This window comes from Achromobacter sp. ES-001 (assembly GCF_019448355.1).
Lineage (GTDB): Bacteria > Pseudomonadota > Gammaproteobacteria > Burkholderiales > Burkholderiaceae_B > Achromobacter > Achromobacter spanius_B.
Genome location: NZ_CP079940.1, coordinates 870,901 through 888,740, shown reverse-complemented (window position 1 = coordinate 888,740; position 17,840 = coordinate 870,901). Strand labels below are relative to the sequence as shown.

Here is a 17,840-nt window from a genome sequence, read left to right as displayed (position 1 = left end):
ATGCGTTTAGCGGTTGTTCTGCTGGATCTTTTGCTGCTTTTCAAGCCGGTTGTCGACGTAAGCCTGAGCACGCAATTGCTCCAGCCAGTCTTCAAAAGCAGGCTGGGCGCGACGCTCGAACAGAATCTGGCGCGCCTTCATGCGGGCCAGGTCGTCGGTGGCGTCGTGTTCGCGGCGTTCTTCGACTTCAATCAGGTGCCAGCCAAAGGGCGACTGGATCGGCGGGCTGATTTCGCCCGGCTTCAGCGCGTTCATGGCGGCTTCGAACGGCGGCACGGTTTCACCCGGGTTCAGCCATCCCAGTTCGCCGCCCTGCGGCGCGGTGGCGTCCTGCGAATACTGACGCGCCATGTCTTCAAACTTGGCGCCGCCCGACACCAGGCGCTGGCGCACCTGTTCCAGGCGCTGGCGCGCGGTTTCGTCGCTCATGACGGTGGACGTCTTGATCAGGATGTGGCGCGCGCGGGTCTGCATGACCTTGGTCGGGCCTTGCTGCGCGGGCGCTTGCGGACGCGCGGCGGGCTGCGGTGCCGGCGTGGGGGCCGGCGTGCGCGCGGTGCGGCCAGGCGCCGGCTGGGCCGTGCCGCGGTCCATCACCTTGATGATGTGGAAGCCGTTGCCGCTTTGGATCAGGTTGCTGACCTGGCCCTTTTGCAGATTGCCGATGGCCTTGACGAACAGGTCGGGCCAGCCGTCCAGCGGACGCACGCCCATCACGCCGCCTTGCAAGGCTTCGGGGCCATCCGACGATGCTGCCGCCAGGCTGGCGAAATCGTCGCCGCGCTTGGCGCGCGCCAGGATGTCTTCGGCCTTCTTGCGCAGCACCGCCAGCTGTTCCGGGGTGGAGCCTTCCGGCACGCGCACCAGAATCTGGGCCAGCGCGTACAGCATCGGCCCGGAAGGCGCGGCGGCCTGCTCGGGCGCGGGCTCGGGCTGCGCCTGCGGTTGTGGCTGCTGCTGCGCTTGCGGCGCGGCGCCAAACGCCGGGTTGCGGCGCTGGTCCTTCAGGAACGCGTCGACCTCGGTGTCGGAAATGACGATGGTGGAATCCACCGCGCGCTGGCGCAAGCGATCCGTGCGGATCTCGTCACGCAGCGACTTGCGGTAGGCATCCCAATTGGTGCCTGACTTTTCGATTTCGCCGCGCAGTTGCGCCACGCTGATCTTGTTGCGCGCCGCGATGGTCTGGATGGCCTGGTCCACCTGGGCATCGTCCACGCGAATGCCAAGCCGGTCGGCTTCGTGGCGTTGCACGCGTTCCATGATCAGGCGCTGCAACACTTGATGCTGCAAGGTCTGGTCGTCGGGCACCTGGATGCCGCGCGATTTCAGCTCGGTCGAAATGCGGATGGACGCGTCGCGCAGTTCGCGCAACGTGATCACGTCCTTGTCGACCACGGCCGCGATGCCGTCCACGAACTGCTCGCCCTTGGGCGCTGGCGTGGTTTTCTGAGCGGCGGGCGCGGCCTTGGCGCCATTGTTCGCGGCCCGGCCTGTTGGCTCGGCCGCGTGCGCGGCGGGAAGGCCGGCGCATAAGGCCAACAACAGCGCACTGCCGGACAGGCGGCGCAAAGAGTGCAACCTACGCATCATTCATACCTTTCAAATGTGGTCCCAGCCGGCACGGGCGGTGTAATGCTGGTGTAGCCGGGGATACTTCTGTTCAGCAGGTTCATCGGGTCGGTTCCCAGGGAACCCAGACCGGTCAGCTCAAGCTGGAAGAACACAGCGGAGTTCGCGTCCGTTGCCGATACAGCATAGCGCTGGTAGACCACGCGGCCCACCCAGCAGCAATCGCCCTTGTACTCGACGCCGGCGATGGCCTGCGTGACACGGGGAGATTCCGTCGTGTTGGCCACCGTGCTGGACGGCCCGGAGCGCAAGGAATAATCCACGCGACCCACGCCGTACCAACGCTTGTTGAACGGCCATTGCAACGCCAGGCTGACCTGGTTCTGGCCCTGGGGCTGATACTGAACGCCCGGTTGCGGATCGCGCTGATAACGATACGACAGCGCCACCGTGGTCAGGCGCTGCGGCGACCAGCGTGCGCTGACCAAGCCGCGCGACCACTGGTTCTGGTAAGGATTGTACTGAGCGGCCACGTCGGTGCTCAGCGTGTCGGTCAGCGCCGCGCTGGCGCCCACCAGGAAGTCGGACCGCACGTTTTCACGCGGCGTTTCACCCGGCAGCGTGACCTTTTGATCTTCAAAATACAGGCGCTGCGCCACGGCCAGCGACATGCGCTCGAAGCCGGTATTGGCGTCCAGCCAGCGCGTGGTCAAGGCGGCCGTCAGCTGGTTGGCGTTCGAGATACGGTCCCAGCCGCCGGTGTAGATGTTTTCTTCGAAGGCCTGCGAGAAGCTGAAGTCGGCCAGCGACGTGTCGTAGACCGGCATCTTGGACTGGTCGCGGTACGGCACGCGCAGGTAGTACAGGCGCGGTTCGAGCGTTTGCGTGGACGCCTTGCCGAACAGCGACGTGTCGCGTTCGAAGATCAGGCCGGCGTCCAGCGACATGATCGGCACGGTGCGCGATTGCGAACGCGGCAGGCCGTCGGCCGAACCGCCGTTCAGGCCCAGCGCATCCACGCCATACCATTTGGTCTGGTACTGGGTGTAGTTCACGCCCGCCTTGGGGATGATGAACCAGCCCGGGCGCACGATGGGGTACGACACCGTCGGGTAGGACTGCAAGCGGTCGCCGTCAGGGTAGCGAACGGTCGAGCCGAAATCGGGACGGCGGAAACGCACGGCGGTAGACGTCCAGTCAACGTCGAAACCGCCCCAGTCATAGCGCGCACCGCGCAGGTACAACTCGGGTTCCTTGTCGTACGGCGGCACCAGCGGCGCGTCCGGATCCTGCAGCGTCTGGTACTTGTAGACCTGTGCGTACGTGCTCCAGTAGTTGGAGGCCCAGCCCACTCGACCGCGCTGCGGCAGGTAGGTGGTCGACGCCTGGTTCAGGCCCAGCTGCGAGATGTCGCGGAAGTAGTCGTCGTCAGAAACCTTGGCGATGTCCCAGTCGGCGTAGAAGCCGTGCGAGAACGTCTGCTGGTGGCGCCACCAGTACATCCAGCGGTCTTCGCTGGTGACGTTGTCGTTAGGCAGGTAGGTGCCGTCCAGGGTGCCCAGATAGGACGAGCCCAGGTAGCGGAATTCGCCGCCCAGCTGCATGCCGCGCTTGGAAAAGTAGCGCGGCTGGACCGTCATGTCATAGTTGGGCGCCAGGTTCAGGTAGTACGGCAGCGAAATGTCGAAGCCGCCCTGGCTGGTGGTGCCGTACGTCGGCATCAGGAAGCCCGACTTGCGTTCTTTCTTGACCGGGAAGGTCATGTAGGGCGACGCCAGGATCGGCACGTCCTTGAAATACAGCACGCCGTTGCGCGCCACGCCTTCGTTTTCGTCGAAATCGATGTCGACGGTGTTGGCCTTGATGTACCAGGACGGCGTTTCGCACGAGCAGCCGCTGTACGTGACCGTATGCAGCCGCATCTGCGACTTGCTGAAGATGTCGGCGTGTTCGGCAACGGCGAAGCCGCCGGTGGCGCCCATCCAGAAGTTGGGCTTTTCGACCTGGCCTGAATATTTGTCGACATTGAACTTGGCGTTGGGGCCGGTCACCAAGGTGCCGTCGCGCATCATGCGCGCACTGCCCTGGACATCGACTTCGCCGGTGTCCTTGCGGTAGTTGATGCGGTCGCCCTTGATGACGCCATCAATGCGGCGCACTTGCGCGCTGCCGTTCAGGGTCAGGTCGGAATCGGGGTCGCCCTCGATGCTGTCGGCTTCCAGGTACGCGGGGATGCTTTCATCGGGCAGGCGGTGAATGCGCAGACCCGGCGACGTACGCAACACGGGGGCCGCGGAGGTCGCGGTTGCTGCGGACGCCGCGGGAGTCGAACCTTGGCTGCCTTGAGCCTGGACGGCTCCGGCGGCCACGCTGACAGCAGAGAGGATCAACCACCGAACCTTGCGCACGAGTGAAAACAGCCCTTTTTGACGATGGGAAAACCTGGCATTGGCGGCGGAGAACGGCCGATGCTGGTGTAAACGAGCCGGTATTATAGAGAAGCCGCGCCATACGCCCAGCCTTATGTGCGCCGAATGCAAATTTCAGCAATATTGCCCTTCTGACACGGATCTTCCTTGAAAAACGATCACGACCCCCGCCTGGTGCAGATCCGCAACTGGCTGGAAAGCCTGCCCAAAGCCTTGAACCTGGCCGTGGACACGCTGCGCCCGGCCTCCGCCGACGCCAGTTTTCGCCGTTATTTCCGTTTGGACGCCGGCGAGCGCACCCTGATTGTCATGGACGCGCCGCCGGCGCACGAAGACTGCCGCCCCTTCCTGCACGTGGGCCAACTGCTGGCCGAAGCCGGGCTGAACGTGCCCCAGGTGCTGGAACAGGACCTGGACCAGGGCCTGCTGCTGCTGTCCGACCTGGGTGAGCAAACCTACTATCAGCGCATCCAGGCCGGCATTTCCGATAGCGAACTGCAAACGCTGTACCGCGAGGCACTGGCCGCGCTGGTGCGCTTGCAACAGGCGTCCACCCGCGGCCTGGCCACGTACGACACCAACCGGCTGGCCGACGAGCTCAAGCTATTCCCCGAGTGGTACGTCAACAAGCACCACGGCGTCACGCTGGACGACAAGACCGCCAACGCCCTGGAAAAGATCTTCGCCCTGCTGTCGACCAGCAACGGCGGCCAGGCGCAGGTACTGGTGCATCGCGACTTCCATTCGCCCAACCTGATGGTGTGCGACCAGCCGCAGTACGGTCCCAACCCCGGCGTCATCGATTTCCAGGACGCGCTGGTGGGTCCCATCACCTATGACCTGGCCTCATTGGTTACCGACGCCCGCACCACCTGGGAGGAACCGCAGCAGCTGGACTGGGCCATCCGCTATTGGGAAATGGCGCGCGCGGCGGGCCTGCCCGTGGACGCCGACTTTGCCGAATTCCATCGCGCCTACGAATGGATGGGCCTGCAACGCAACCTGCGCATCATGGGCGTATTCGCCCGCCTGAACCACCGCGACGGCAAGGCGCATTACCTGGCCCACATGCCGCGCATGAACGGCTACGTCCGTCAGGTGGCCCAGCGCTACGGCGTTTTCACGCCCCTTCTGCGCCTGCTCGACCAACTGGACGACCGCCAGGTCAGCGTCGGATACACCTTTTGATGCAAGCCATGATTCTTGCCGCGGGCCGCGGCGAACGCATGCGCCCGCTGACCGATCGGCTGCCCAAGCCCCTGCTGGCGGTCGGCGGCAAGCCCCTGATCGTCTGGCATTTGGAACGGCTGGCGGCGGCGGGCATCCGCCAGATCGTCATCAACCATGCCTGGCTGGGCCACGAGATCGAACGCGCGCTGGGCGATGGCGGTGCTTTCGGCGTGCGGATTCGGTATTCAGCCGAAAGCACCGCGCTGGAAACCGCCGGCGGCATCGCCCAGGCGCTTGCCCTGCTGGGCGATGCGCCGTTCCTGGTTGTGAACGGCGACGTCTGGTGCGACTGGGACCCCGCGCTGGCGCCGTCCCTGGCGGCCAATGTGCCCGATGGTGGCGTGGGCTTGTTGATGGTCGACAACCCCGTGCAGCACCCGACCGGTGATTTCCGGCTATCGCCCGATGGCGTCCTGCATGCCGACGGCGAGCCGCGTTTGACCTACGCAGGCATCGGCGTCTACCATCCCTCGTTGTTCGCGGATGTCCAGCGCGGCACGGCGGCGCCCCTGGCGCCCCTGCTACGGCAGGCAATGGCCAAAAACCTGGCGCGCGGCGCACGCCACGACGGCCGCTGGGTCGATGTCGGCACCCCGCAACGGCTTGCCGATCTGGACGCGGAGCTCCTCGCAGCAGCACGCTGACGCTCACATATTTCACAATATCAAGGTGCGCAACCAGGCTTGTCCGCGCACCCAACCGCCCCGGCTAACGGGGTATTCTCTGACGCTTTGGCGCGCGCGGGCACCCGCGCGAACAAGCACATACACAGGAAGTTTTCTAGGAATGGGGATGTTTGGAAGATCGCAACGGGCTGTATTCAAGCCCTCCGTGTACCAACCCGGTCAACGCACGCGGCGCCTGCCGCGCTGGCTTGTCCTGCTGCTGGTGGGAATTGCCCTGGGTGCGGGCGGCGTGCTCTTCCTGCAAACGAACTACGGCCCGCAACGCCTGACCGTCGAGCAGTCCGAGTCCCTGCATAGCGAGCTGAGCGCGTCCAACCTGGAACGCCAGCGCCTGCAAACCCAGCTGGAAGAAGCCACCCAACAGCGCGACGCCAATAAGTCCGGCCACGAAAAGCTGACCACCGACCTGGCCGATGCCCGCGCCAAGATCGATACGCTGAACAAAGAACTGGTCCTGTTCCAGGACGCCATGCCGCCGGACCCGCGCGGCGGCAACCTGGGCATCCGCTCGGCCACGTTCAAGCGCGCTCCCGGCCAGCTTGACTACCAGGTTCTGGTAATGCGCGAAGAGCGCACCGGCGCGCCGTTCAAGGGCACGCTGACGTTCAGCATCGAAGGCAGCTATTCCAATGGCCGCGCCGCAACCGTCACCCCGGAAGGCCCCACGCTGAATGTCGACCGCTACGACTACGCGCTGGGCCAGTTGAAGCTGCCTGACGGCTTCAACGCCCGGGTGGTAGTGCTGCGCGTCATGGACGCCAACCAGAAGCAGCAGGCGATGCGCATCTATAACGTGCGCAACTAAGCGTGCGCAACTAAGCGTGCGCAACTAAGCGCGCCGCGCCCTTTTCGAGAAACCCGCCCGATTCGATCCGGCGGGTTTTTTTACGTCCCATCAAAGTAGTTGCGCGCGCAACTTATGAAGAATATAGTTGCGCAAACAACCAAATATCCTGGAGACAAGATGCCGCTACCCGCGCATGTACCCGTGTTGATTGCCGGCGGAGGCCCGGTCGGCCTGACGCTGGCCGCCCTGCTGGCCGAGTACGGCATCGCCTCGCTCACGGTCGAGGCAGACGACGACTATTGCCGTGGCAGCCGCGCCATCTGCATATCCCGCCGCTCGCAGGAAATTCTGGGCTGGGTGGGCGCGGACAAGCCGCTGATGGAAACCGGCCTGGCCTGGACGGGCGGGCGCAGCTACTACCGCGACCGCGAAGTGCTGCACTTCCAGATGCCGCACGACCCCTTGCAGCGCTACGCGCCCATGGTCAACATCCAGCAATACTCGGTGGAGGAATACGCGCATCAGGCCATGCAGCGCCACCCCGATCTGGCCGCATTGCAGTGGTCGGCCCGCGTTGCCGGCCTGCACGCCGACGCCGATGGCGTTACGGTCCAGATCGACACCGACGGCTCGCGCCAGACCGTGCGCGCCGACTGGTTGATTGCCTGCGACGGCGGCCGCAGCACCGTGCGCGAGGCCATGGGGCTGAAGCTGGAAGGCATGCAGTACGAAGGCCGCTACGTCATCGTCGACATCGAACAGGCATCGACCCGCCCCGTTGAACGCCTGGCCTGGTTCGACCCGCCGTCCAACCCCGGTTCCACCCTGCTGATGCACCGCCAGCCCGGCAACGTGTGGCGCGTGGACTACCAGATTCGCGACGACGAAGACCCCGACGAAGCCGTCAAACCGGAAAACGTCTTGCCGCGCGTGCAAAGCCATCTGGACATGATCGGCGAAACCGCGCCGTGGAAAGCCCTGTGGATTTCGGTCTACAACGCCAAGTGCCTGACGCTGGCGCAGTACCGCCACGGACGCGTATTGTTTGCCGGTGACGCCGGCCACCTGGTGCCCATCTTTGGCGTGCGCGGCCTGAACTCCGGCCTGGACGATGCCGGCAACCTGGCCTGGAAACTGGCCTGGGTCTTGAAGGGCCAGGCCCCGGACAGCCTGCTGGACAGCTACAGCATCGAACGCGTGCACGCCACCCGCCAGAACCTGGCTTATGGCGCCAAGAGCACGGAATTCATGGCGCCGCCGGACTTCGGCTTTCGCTTGATGCGCGAAGCCGCGTTGCGGCTGGCGTTGGTGGACGAGGCGGTGCGCCCGCTGATCAACCCCCGGCAGTCCGCGCCTATTTCGTACGACGCCTCGCCCTTGAACCTGCACGACGGCGCGCCGCAAGCCGGCCCCGCCGCCGCCCCCGGCCAACCCGTGCCCGATGCGCAGCTGCAAGACGGCCCGGCTGTCCGCTACTTGAGCCAGAGTTTCGGCCGGGGCTTCGTGCTGCTGGCGGTATCGCCCGACGCGTCGCTGGCCCGCGAATTGAATGCCCTGGCCACGGCCACGCAAAGCGCGCCGCACCCCTTGCAGATCGTGCAGGTGGGCGCCGGGGCGGGATCGGGCTCGGGCTCGGGCTCGGGCTCTGGCTGTCTGGACGACGCGCATGGGCAGCTGCGCCAGCGCCATGGCGCCGCCGACGGCCTGGTCACGCTGATCCGCCCGGACGGCTATGTGCTGGGCCGTTGGTCCGCGCCCGACGCCCAGCAGCTACGCGCCGCGCTGGCGCCCTACTATCCTTCGATCGCCCAGTCCGCAACCCAGGAAGGCCAAGCATGAACAACGACGATCTAGACCAGGTGTACACCGCCATGGCGCAAGCGCTGACGCGCGTGGGCGAATCCCAGGCGCCGCTGTTTCTTTCGATATTGGGCTTGTCGCTGCTGTCCCGCCAGCCCGACGCGGACACGGCGCTGGCGCTGCTGGCGCAGGCCGAAAGCGCCAGCCTGGACCAGGCCGCTGTGGCAAACTATCCCGCCGCCCCCGCCACAACCACCACCACCGCCCGCCCGACGTGAAACCGCCTGCCCTGGAACGATTCCTGACGTATCGCCTGCACGTGCTCAACAAGATCACGGACCGGGACACGAATCGCGCCTACCTGGAAGACTGCGGCATTCCCCTGGGCGAAGCGCGCTGCCTGGCTGCCATCGGGCGCTATGCGCCGCTGTCCGTCAATGACCTGGCGCGCGCGGCCAACCTGAACAAAGGCCAGGCCAGCCGGTCGGCGCAGGCATTGGTGGAACGCGGTTTGGTGGAAAAAACGTTGTCGGCCTCGGATGGGCGCGGCGTGGTGCTCACGCCCACGCCCGAGGGCATGGCGCAATATCAACGCATCATTGATTTGATCGCGCGCCGTAACGACGAAATATTCGGCTGCCTGGATGCCGACGAACAGCGCGCGCTGGGCCAGATGCTCGATCGCCTGATCGAGCATCTGCAAGCGCGCGAAGACGCGGCAGCGGACAGCGACGGCTAGGCGTCCGACTTCGGCGCCGTGGCGCCCATCTGCGTAGCCGCCTCGTCCATGAACTGCGCCATGCGCACGTCCAGCTCGGTCACTCCGCCCGCGTCATGCGTGGTCAGCGTCACGTCCACCCGGTTATAGACGTTGGTCCATTCCGGGTGGTGGTTCAGCTTTTCCGCGAACATGGCCACGCGCGCCATGAACCCGAAAGCCGCGTTGAAGTTCGGAAAGCGGTAGCGCTTTTCAATGGCGTCGCGCGTGGCCGCGGCCTGCCAACCGGTCAGCGCGGCCACGGCGGTATCGGTGCCGATACGGGCGGGGGGAAGCATGCTCATGAGACGGACCTTATTGCTTGACGGCGTACAAGTAGATTTCCACGCGCCGATTCAGCGCGCGCCCTTCGGCGGTCGCATTGTCGCCGATCGGGTCGCTGGGGCCGCGCCCTTCCACCGCCATGCGTCCGGACGCCACGCCTTGCTTGGCCAGGTAGTCCGTCACACTCTTGGCGCGGTTGATCGATAGCGTCTGGTTATGCGCCAGCGCGCCGGTGCTGTCGGTATGGCCGACCACCTTGGTGCGCAATTCGGGATGCTGGTTCAGCGAACGGGCCACGCTGTCCAGCACCGGCAGCAGGGCCGGCTTGAGCTGCGTCTTGTCCGTGTCGAACGACACGCCGCTGGGGATGTTGACCTTGAGACTGCCATCGGGCATTTCGACCACGTCGATGCCCAACGAGGATGCGCCGGACTGCTGCACATCTTCCTTGACCACCTTCCAGTTGTAGCCGACCAGCCCGCCCGCCACGGCGCCAATGCCGGCGCCGATTGCCGCGCCCTTGCCGTGGCCGATCAACGCGCCGATGCCGGCGCCCACCGCCGCGCCCGCGCCCGTACCGACCGCGGTATTGGTTTGCTGTTGCGTTGCACAGCCCGCCAGCAGCGCCCCTGCCGCCGCCACCACGGCCATCCGGTTGATCATTGTTCTTGAGTTCATGGCAACCTCCAACTATTGCATCGTTCTGCCGGGTGATTCCGGCTGAACCATGCTAGCAAGGGGATGCGGGGCGACAAGCAACATTTTGTACTGCCCCAGGCGGCGCTTTCAGCCGCGCCTGCCCAGCAGCATCGTCAGGCCGAACAGTGCGCCCAGCCCCCCCACGATTGCCAACGAGATCGACGGTTCGCGCAGGTTCATGGCCAGCGCTGCCGCCGCCACGCCCACCGCGGTGATGAACCCGCCCACCACGCGGCCACCGGCGGAACCATAGAAGTGCGTGCGACGCGCGCGCTCGGCGCCGGCGGGCTGGCGCTGTTGCCAGGCGTTCAAGGCCTGCTCGAAGTCACGCAGCAACCGCTCGCGGCTGGGCAGGTCAACCGGGCTGACCAGCAGGGTGGGCAAGCCCGGGCGGATCAGTTTCAGATAATCGTCCGTGCCCCAGCTTTTCAGATCGGCAAACGCAATCGGCCCGCGCCGCGAAAACTCCAGGCCATCGGGCGTGACCTTGACGGCATTGCGGGTGGGAAAGCCACGAAAGGCAATCAGCGGCGGCACCAGCAAACCCAGCACGGCCAGCACAATCGCCATGACCATCGGCCCCCGGTTAAAGACGATCAGCATGAAGCTGCCGGCGGCCAGCGCAAACCCCAAGGGCACCGACAGCTGGTGCCAGCGCGTATATACGGCGGCCTGGATGCCTTCATTGCTCTGCATGCTTGAACCCTGTCAATTTTTTGCTTTCACGAGATTGGTGCCATCGCTGCCCACCGGCAACGCGCGCACTTCCGGCATGCGTTCCGGGTCGGGCCAGAACTCGATCTTCAAAAACGCTTCGGTGAAGATGTCGTCGTCCACCAGCACCTCGGTGCGCAGCGTCGCGTAGCCATTGTGAACCTGGAACTGCACCGAATCTTCCCACGGTTTGCCCGTGAATTCGATAGCCTGGCTACGGTCCTTGCGAACCCAGCGCCAGATGTCGGCCCAGCCCGGCCGCGCGCTCAGGCCGTCCACATAATCATCAACCTTGTCCATCCACGTCCGGGGGTCGGGCCGACCCGCCACCATCTGCGCCTGCGAGGGCGCGCGCGGTTGCAGTTCCGGGTCCTGCGCGCGGGGCGAGCCCCGGCTGGACACCACGGCCGTCACGCCGGCGCCGCCCAGTTTCAGGCAGTACGCGTAGTCGCTGCTTTGCGTGTAGCCGGGCATGGTCACTTCCAGCAGCAGCCGGTCGCGGCCCGCCACTTCGCCGCTCCAGAAGCCATACCATTGCAGCGTCACGCGCACGCCGAACACCGCGGTGTTGAAATCTTCCAGCTCTTCTTCGCGGGTCGGATACAACTCGCGGCCTTGCACGCCTTCGAATTCTTCCGCGCGCATGCAGCAGCGCGTATACCAGACCTCCAGCTCGCTTTCGGTCGCGCTGTCGCCCCAGAACTTGAAGTACAGACCGGCCACCAGCAGGCACAACCCCAGCGCGATCCAGCCCCACACCGGAATGCCCAGCAGCACCGTGCCGCCGCTGGTCAAACCGACCATCGCCCCGCCGAAACCGCCCGCGCCCGCCGCCACGCCGGCCGTGCTGAACGCGCCGCCCACGGCGATCACCGCCGTGGCCACGCCGGTCAGGCTGGACATCAACAAGAACGCGGACGACGTGGCATAGGCCCCGCCCGCTTCATAGTTGTGCACGTCGTACTGGTCCTTGGCGTTCATGGCGTTGTTGGCGCTGTCCACGAACGTCGCGGCGGTGGCGAACACCGCGCCCGCCGTGCGGAACGTGGCCAGCCGCAAGTTCAGCCGCAGGTTCATCGTGAACGCAGTGTTCGCGCCAACCCGGGCGCCAATTGCGCCCGTCGTGACTTCAATCGCCACGCTGCCCACCCCCAGCACGCCCGTGGTGATGCCGAACCAGGCCTTGCGTTCTTTTTTCGCATCGCCAAGGGCTTGCGCGGCGTTCAGATCCGACACCGACGTGTAAATCGCCACCAGCGCCATCACCCCCGTCGCGCCCGCGAACCGTGCGTCGCGCGACTTGGCGTACTTGATCAGCCCCGCCATCGGCGACATCGTAGGCGCGGGCAACGCCAGCATCGGCGGTGGCGCGGGCAGGCCCAACGGCGGCGCTGCCGTGGGCGTCGGCCGTGGCCGCCCCGTCGGCGCCGCATTCAGCTGCGCATCGACTTCTTCGGGAATCACGTAGTTGACGGTAACCGGCCGCGAAGCCTCGGATTGCGTGCCGATCCAGCCCGAACTCATGTGCTGGGTTGCGGTGACGCCGCCCCCCGCCGTGATCGCCAACGACGGGTTCTTGGAATCCCAGATGATGTTGTGCATATCCGCGATCATGCGCGGCACCGTGGTGGTGTGGCTGCGCACCACCAACACGGTGTTCATGCGCGCCGCCATCGTCATCTGTACGCGCGCCGCCACCCGTTCCGCGATGGGGTCGCGCGCCAGCGTCAGCCGCAACAGCTGCGTCGCCATGAACCGGCCGATGGCCGTGGTGGCCGCGCGCGTCGGCGTCGGCAGGCCTTTTGTCCGGCGCTCCTTGAGCCAGTCGTTATAGCTCTTGATCATCTTGCGCACGGTGGACACCTGCTTGGCCAACTTGCCGCGCGCTTCTTTTTGCAGGAAGGCCAGCAGCTCGCCGTCGTTCGAGGCCAGGCCGCGCCAGATGGCCTCGTACAGCCCGTCCCTGTCGTCTTCCTTCAGCGATTCGTCGATGGCCTTGTGTTCGCTGTGGACCGCGCCCGCGCCGTCCACGCACAGCGCAAGGTCCTCTTCCAGCCGCGCGCCCGCCGCCGCGTCGTTGGGCGAGTACGCTTTCAGCGTCATCCAGAACGCTTCGCGGCCATACCACCACGCCCAATCCTTGCCCGCGCCCTCGATCAGGTCCTTCATGCGGTCGATGCTGGCGCGGTTCTCGCGGATGGTCTTGGTGACCTTGCTCATGTTGATGCGCTGGTGCATCCGCTTGATCTCATCGCCCGACGCGTCCATCTGCTTTTCCAGCCCCTGGATGATCTGCGCCACGCCCACTTCGCGCAGCCGCGTCGGGTCCAGATGGTGTTCGGCCAGTTCCCCCATGCGCTTGTTGCGCCAGGTTGAGATGTCCGCCAGCAAGCCGACGGGGTCGCGCAGCGCCAGCACCACGCCACCCTTGGACGACATCTGCCGCATCTTTTCCGCCATCGCGCCGGCCTTGCCGCCGAAGGTGGACACGGCCGGACTCAGCGTGTTGTTGAACAGCGTCGCGGCGCCGGCGGCATCGCGGAATTCAACCGAATGCGCGGCCAGGTTGGCGCCATCCGCCGTCACGCGGTAGCCGGTGTCGGGCTTGGGATGCCCACCGCCCCAGACGGCGCGCGCATCCAGCTCGACCATGATCTTGCTGCGCCAGCGTTCGTTGCGCGTGAGTTCGCGGCGGATATCGCGCGTCCACCACACCCGCGAATAGCCGACCCACACCGGCCGCGACGCATTGGCCGGCGCTTCCACGTTGATCAAGGCGGATTCCAGGCCATGCCCTTCGCGCGTGCAGGTGAACGTAGGCTGCTCGGACGGACGGTTGTCGTCGTCCACCGGCACCTCTTTCATCTGGCCGGTGGCCGTGGCGGCAAACGCGCGCCAACCGTAGCTGCGGCGCGGGTCCCACACGTACACATAGCCGGCGGTGATGGCGCGCAGCATGTAGGCGCCCTGGCGCATGGTTTCGTAATGCAGCTCGGCATCCGCGTACACGCCGTTGGGCAAATCGTTTTTGCCGCCCGGCACGTAGCCGATCCGCATCGGCAGGATCGGCAAACCCGGCCGGCCGCAAAACTTGCCCTTGCAGGGAAGCGCGTCGTAGTCAGTCGTCATGCTTGTCGATCCTCCGGGGCCTGCGCCTGCCGCGCAAACATCCACCAATCCTCATCGTCCATGTCTTCGACCGCGCTGCGCAGACGGCCGCCCTCTTCCTGCACCTCGCGCAGCAGCGCGGCGAACGACGGCGCACGTTCCAGCGGCGCATCCAGGCGCACGCGCCAGGCCGCGAACAGGGCGGCGTCTTCGTCGTCTTTGATGCCGCAGTCGGCCGCTGCATCCAGCGCACGGCGTATCGGCTCCAGCGCCGCCGGGCCAACAGCCAGGCCGCCCGCGTTCAAGCGTTGCAGCACCGCGTTCACCTGGCCCAGCCGCGCCAGCCGGGGCCAATCGGGCGTGGCCGTCTGCATTGGGCCGGCCGTGTCCGGCAACGCCTGCCAGCGCGCGAAACCGTCAATGCTCATCCAGGTTGCGCCCGCGATCCATGACGCGGGCGCGCAGCCCGCATACAGCTCGCTTTGGAATTGCGTCGTGCGCGGGTCCCAGAACCGAAGGATGCGCATGCGACCCTGGGCATCGCGCAACCGCGCGCGCAAGATCAGCCGCTGCGCCACTTCGGCCAGCGGCAAGTCCGTGGCCAGCCACGCCGCCATCGACCGCGCGCGCTTGACCGCGGGCGCGGGCTGCATGGCTTCGTCGACCGCCAATCGAATGCTGGCATTGACCAGCCGTTCATCGGCGATCTCGTCCGGCACTTCGGCCAGGTACAGGGGCGGTGCGGACGCGCCTTGCGAAAGCAGGTCCACCGACCGCCGCTGCAACCCGGCTTGGGCGATGTCGTCCGCCAGCGGATCGGCCAGCGTGGAATCGCACAGCAGCAGCACGCGGCGGCTGGGGCGTGCGTCCAGCACGGCGCGCAGCCCGGCAATGGCCTGTTCGACGGCGGCGTCAGCGCGCGCGTGGGCGGGCGGCGTGGCGTCCCGACGCGCGTCCCCGGACGGGGTCGCCGCGACACGTGATTGCCCAGGCGCGGCGGCCGGTTGTTTCGCAACGGTCGTCATGCCGCCAACGCCCCGCTGCCTGCCGCGTCTTCCAGCGCGGCGGCGCAGCCTTCCAGTTCGCCTTGCGGCGGTTGCGACGGTCCCGCCCCGCTTTGTGGGCCGACCCAGTTGTGCACACCCGCCTTCAACTCGACCTTGCCGGGCGCGTGCAACTGAATGCCGCCGCCCTCGATACGCATGTAGGCCCCCGCCGCCGTGGCAAGCACCTTTTTCGATGCCGTCACATCCACAGCCCCCTGCGCGGACACCAGCGTTACCGCCTTCTCGGCGATCAGCCGCATGCGCGCCTTCTGGCTTTGCAGGCGCAGCTTGCCGCCGGCCGCGTGCAGCCGGATGCCTTGTTCCTGCACCGCCCGGCCGCTGCCGCCCAAGCCCTTGGTGAACAACACCACGCCTTGCGCGACGCACACCGCCAGATTCGCGCCCGCCGCCCAGTTCACGTCCGGCGCCACCTGGCACAGCGTGGTGCCCGCCACCGTATAGGCGTTGTGCGGCGTGTATTGGCCAATGCCCTTGGGCGCGCTGACCTGGATGTGCGGCTGCGTGTAGGCCGGCACGTTCACGTCCTGCTCGGCCTGCGTGCCTTCGATGATCTTGCGCACCGCGTCCAGCTCATCCAGCGCGCGCGTCTTGTCCGCATCGCCGGGCAACGCGGCTTCCTGGCGCGCCGCTGCCTTGGACAATTCACCGGCCTGCTCGATGGATTTTTCCATCTGGGTGATGGCTTCTCCGCTATCCAGCAAGCCGCCCGCTGCCCCTTCGCGCTTGTCGGCGCTGATCAGCAAACCTTCACCGGCGCGCAGGGCCAGCGCCTCGCTGGTGGCCAGCTCGGCGCCATGGCCCAGGTCCGACAGCCGTTCGTTGTCGCGCTGCTGCTTCAGGTGGCCCAGGCTCAGCCGGGCGTCCGCCTGCGTGGTCGAAGCCATCAACCGCGACTGCCCCGGTGTGTCGTCCTGCACCAGCTGGTTGTAGCCGCCCATGCCCTGGCCGCTTTGCGCCAGCGCCTGCGTCTTGAAGCCCGACATCACCACGTTGTGCGCATGGCCGTCCTGCGTGCCCGCGAACCATGCGGGCGCATTGCCCGTGGCCTTGGCCGCGCCGCCCTGCACCTGATTGTTGGCCGCGTTCTCCGCGCCCGCGCCGTTATATAAAGCGCCCACCACAACGGGGCGGTCGATGTCGCCGTGCAAAAACTGCACCAGCACTTCCTGGCCCAGGCGCGGAATGAAGTGTCCGCCCCAGTCCGACCCCGCCACGGGTTCGGCCACGCGCACCCAGGTGCCCAGCGAGTCCGCCGCCGGGGCGTTATCGTCGCCCGCCGGGTGCGTCTGCCGATTGCTGGACGCGCTGCCGCGCTGCCAATGAAACTGTATCTTGATGCGGTGATCGCGGTCGGTATGGACCGGGTCCTTGGCGCCCACCACCAAGGCCGTTTGCGCGCCGTGCACCGTGGGCCGGGGATGCAGCCGCGCGCCATGGCCGTCGCGCGTGCGGGGCCGGTATTCCAGCGTGGCGGCAATGGCGTCGAAGCGGTTGCGATAGAAGTCAGCTTCGGAATTGCCATCGGCTGGCGTGGCCGCGGTTCCACCCGCGCCCAAGGCCGCCGCCACCGCTTGCCCCAGGCTTTCGTCAAAGTTGTTGCGCGCCTCGTGCTCGATACGCATCACCACGAAATCGCTGCCTTCGCCTTGCGAGGGTGCCCAGTGCCCCGTCAGCGTAAAGCGCAAGCCCGGCGCCAGCGTGCGCACCGTGCCCGCGCCCTCGTACAGCGACTGCCCCACGCGCTGCGCGGCCAGCGCGTTGTGCGCCAGGCGGTCACCCTGGTTGCCGTCTTCGAACAGGTATTGGCCGGGGTAATCGGCATCGGCCAGCTCCAGCGTGTTCGGCACCTTGTCATCCACCTGCGCGCTGACCTGGCGGGCCTGCATGGCGCGGTAGTCCCAGGTGGCCAGTCGCAGCGCATTGGTGCGCCACGCACGTCGCTTGCGCCACGCCTGGATCGTGTCCTCGGTTTCGGTGGCGTCGGCGCGTTGGAACTTCACGCTGTCTTGCGGGCCGCTTTTGAAGGCGCCATTGTGGTCGGCAATGACGACGGTATGCGTGCCCGGCTCGCCGTCGCCCGCCTCGTGCTCGACCCAGTAGAACAACCCTTCCTCGGCCAGCAGCCGTTCGACGAAGGCGTAATCGGTTTCTCGGTATTGGATGGTCAGGCTGCGCTTGGCGTAGACGTCGCGGTCTTTCAATTCCCAGCGCCATTGCGCGGCCACCGCGCCTTGCCCGCTGTAGTCGCCGAACACGCTGTCCACGATGTCGATCACGGACTGGTCCTGGAAGGCATAGCTATCGCGCCGCTGGCGCAGCAGCGCCAGCCACGGTTCAATGCGCAGCCGGTAGCGGGCAAAGCCGCCGTTGGCGCCTTCGAAGCGCGCCTCGGACACCAGCCCGCACCAGACGCGGCGCTCGTCGCGGCCCAAGGCGGTTTGCAATGTCAGCTGCACCGGTTGGCCGATCAGCGTTTTCAACGCGATGTGCGCATCGTCGGACAGCGCATCCACTTGCAAGGCAAAGCCACCGTCGCTCAACTGCTCGGAGCCGTGCAGGCGTTCGGCCAGCAGCTTGTCCGGCCCCAGCGGCGTGCTCAGGTCCAGCAACCGATCCGCTTGGGTAAAGGCTGCGGCAAGCGGGCTTGCGGCAAGCGAACTTGCGGAGGCGGCGACAGTTTCTCGGGGCATAGTCGGCGTCTCCCGA

Annotated in this window: 14 protein-coding genes; 6 read left to right on the top strand and 8 right to left on the bottom strand. The window is 66.4% G+C overall.

Annotated elements, in window-relative coordinates; all coding sequences use genetic code 11:
- Positions 1-6: 6 nt before the first annotated feature.
- Both KYT87_RS03855 and KYT87_RS03850 read right to left on the bottom strand, forming a co-directional pair.
- Positions 7-1,593 carry a peptidylprolyl isomerase gene (locus KYT87_RS03855; RefSeq protein WP_046806501.1) on the bottom strand — a complete coding sequence of 529 codons (1,587 nt, stop codon included), beginning with the start codon at positions 1,591-1,593 and terminating at the stop codon, positions 7-9.
- The gene (locus KYT87_RS03850) at positions 1,590-3,980 is read right to left on the bottom strand and encodes an LPS-assembly protein LptD (protein WP_120153901.1); all 2,391 of its coding nucleotides are present in this window, start codon (positions 3,978-3,980) and stop codon (positions 1,590-1,592) included. The genes KYT87_RS03855 and KYT87_RS03850 overlap by 4 nt, the downstream gene beginning before the upstream one ends.
- Positions 3,981-4,148: 168 nt before the next feature.
- On the opposite strand from KYT87_RS03850, the gene KYT87_RS03845 reads away from it, so the two are divergent.
- From KYT87_RS03845 to KYT87_RS03820, 6 genes are all read left to right on the top strand, one after another.
- Complete coding sequence (locus tag KYT87_RS03845) at positions 4,149-5,189, top strand: aminoglycoside phosphotransferase family protein (protein ID WP_046806503.1); 1,041 nt, start codon at positions 4,149-4,151, stop codon at positions 5,187-5,189.
- Entirely contained in the window at positions 5,189-5,875 is a 687-nt protein-coding gene (murU, locus tag KYT87_RS03840; protein WP_219991723.1) for an N-acetylmuramate alpha-1-phosphate uridylyltransferase MurU, read from the top strand. The genes KYT87_RS03845 and murU overlap by 1 nt, the downstream gene beginning before the upstream one ends.
- A 148-nt stretch (positions 5,876-6,023) precedes the next feature.
- Entirely contained in the window at positions 6,024-6,722 is a 699-nt protein-coding gene (locus KYT87_RS03835; RefSeq protein WP_046806505.1) for a DUF6776 family protein, read from the top strand.
- A 159-nt stretch (positions 6,723-6,881) separates the two neighbouring features.
- Positions 6,882-8,543, top strand: coding sequence for an FAD-dependent monooxygenase (locus KYT87_RS03830; RefSeq protein WP_219991722.1), 1,662 nt, complete (start codon positions 6,882-6,884; stop codon positions 8,541-8,543).
- Positions 8,540-8,782 (top strand): hypothetical protein, encoded by a 243-nt coding sequence (locus KYT87_RS03825; RefSeq protein ID WP_219991721.1) that lies wholly within the window; start codon positions 8,540-8,542, stop codon positions 8,780-8,782. Before KYT87_RS03830 ends, KYT87_RS03825 begins: the two co-directional genes overlap by 4 nt.
- A complete protein-coding gene (locus tag KYT87_RS03820) occupies positions 8,779-9,243 on the top strand; it encodes a MarR family winged helix-turn-helix transcriptional regulator (protein WP_120153891.1) in 465 nt (154 codons plus the stop codon). The genes KYT87_RS03825 and KYT87_RS03820 overlap by 4 nt, the downstream gene beginning before the upstream one ends.
- Here KYT87_RS03820 and KYT87_RS03815 read toward each other — a convergent pair.
- The 6 genes from KYT87_RS03815 to KYT87_RS03790 form a co-directional block, all read right to left on the bottom strand.
- The gene (locus tag KYT87_RS03815) at positions 9,240-9,566 is read right to left on the bottom strand and encodes a 4a-hydroxytetrahydrobiopterin dehydratase (RefSeq protein WP_046807633.1); all 327 of its coding nucleotides are present in this window, start codon (positions 9,564-9,566) and stop codon (positions 9,240-9,242) included. The two genes, KYT87_RS03820 and KYT87_RS03815, sit on opposite strands and share 4 nt — an antisense overlap.
- Before the next feature lie 10 nt (positions 9,567-9,576).
- Positions 9,577-10,224 (bottom strand): OmpA family protein, encoded by a 648-nt coding sequence (locus tag KYT87_RS03810; RefSeq protein WP_046807634.1) that lies wholly within the window; start codon positions 10,222-10,224, stop codon positions 9,577-9,579.
- Between the two features lie 108 nt (positions 10,225-10,332).
- On the bottom strand, positions 10,333-10,941 hold the full coding sequence (locus KYT87_RS03805; protein WP_046807635.1) for a hypothetical protein: 609 nt from the start codon (positions 10,939-10,941) through the stop codon (positions 10,333-10,335).
- Between the two features lie 12 nt (positions 10,942-10,953).
- Complete coding sequence (locus KYT87_RS03800; protein WP_219991720.1) at positions 10,954-14,088, bottom strand: T6SS effector BTH_I2691 family protein; 3,135 nt, start codon at positions 14,086-14,088, stop codon at positions 10,954-10,956.
- A complete protein-coding gene (locus tag KYT87_RS03795; protein ID WP_255593876.1) occupies positions 14,085-15,092 on the bottom strand; it encodes a DUF4123 domain-containing protein in 1,008 nt (335 codons plus the stop codon). Before KYT87_RS03795 ends, KYT87_RS03800 begins: the two co-directional genes overlap by 4 nt.
- Complete coding sequence (locus tag KYT87_RS03790) at positions 15,089-17,824, bottom strand: type VI secretion system Vgr family protein (RefSeq protein WP_219991719.1); 2,736 nt, start codon at positions 17,822-17,824, stop codon at positions 15,089-15,091. The genes KYT87_RS03795 and KYT87_RS03790 overlap by 4 nt, the downstream gene beginning before the upstream one ends.
- Between the last annotated feature and the right edge of the window lie 16 nt (positions 17,825-17,840).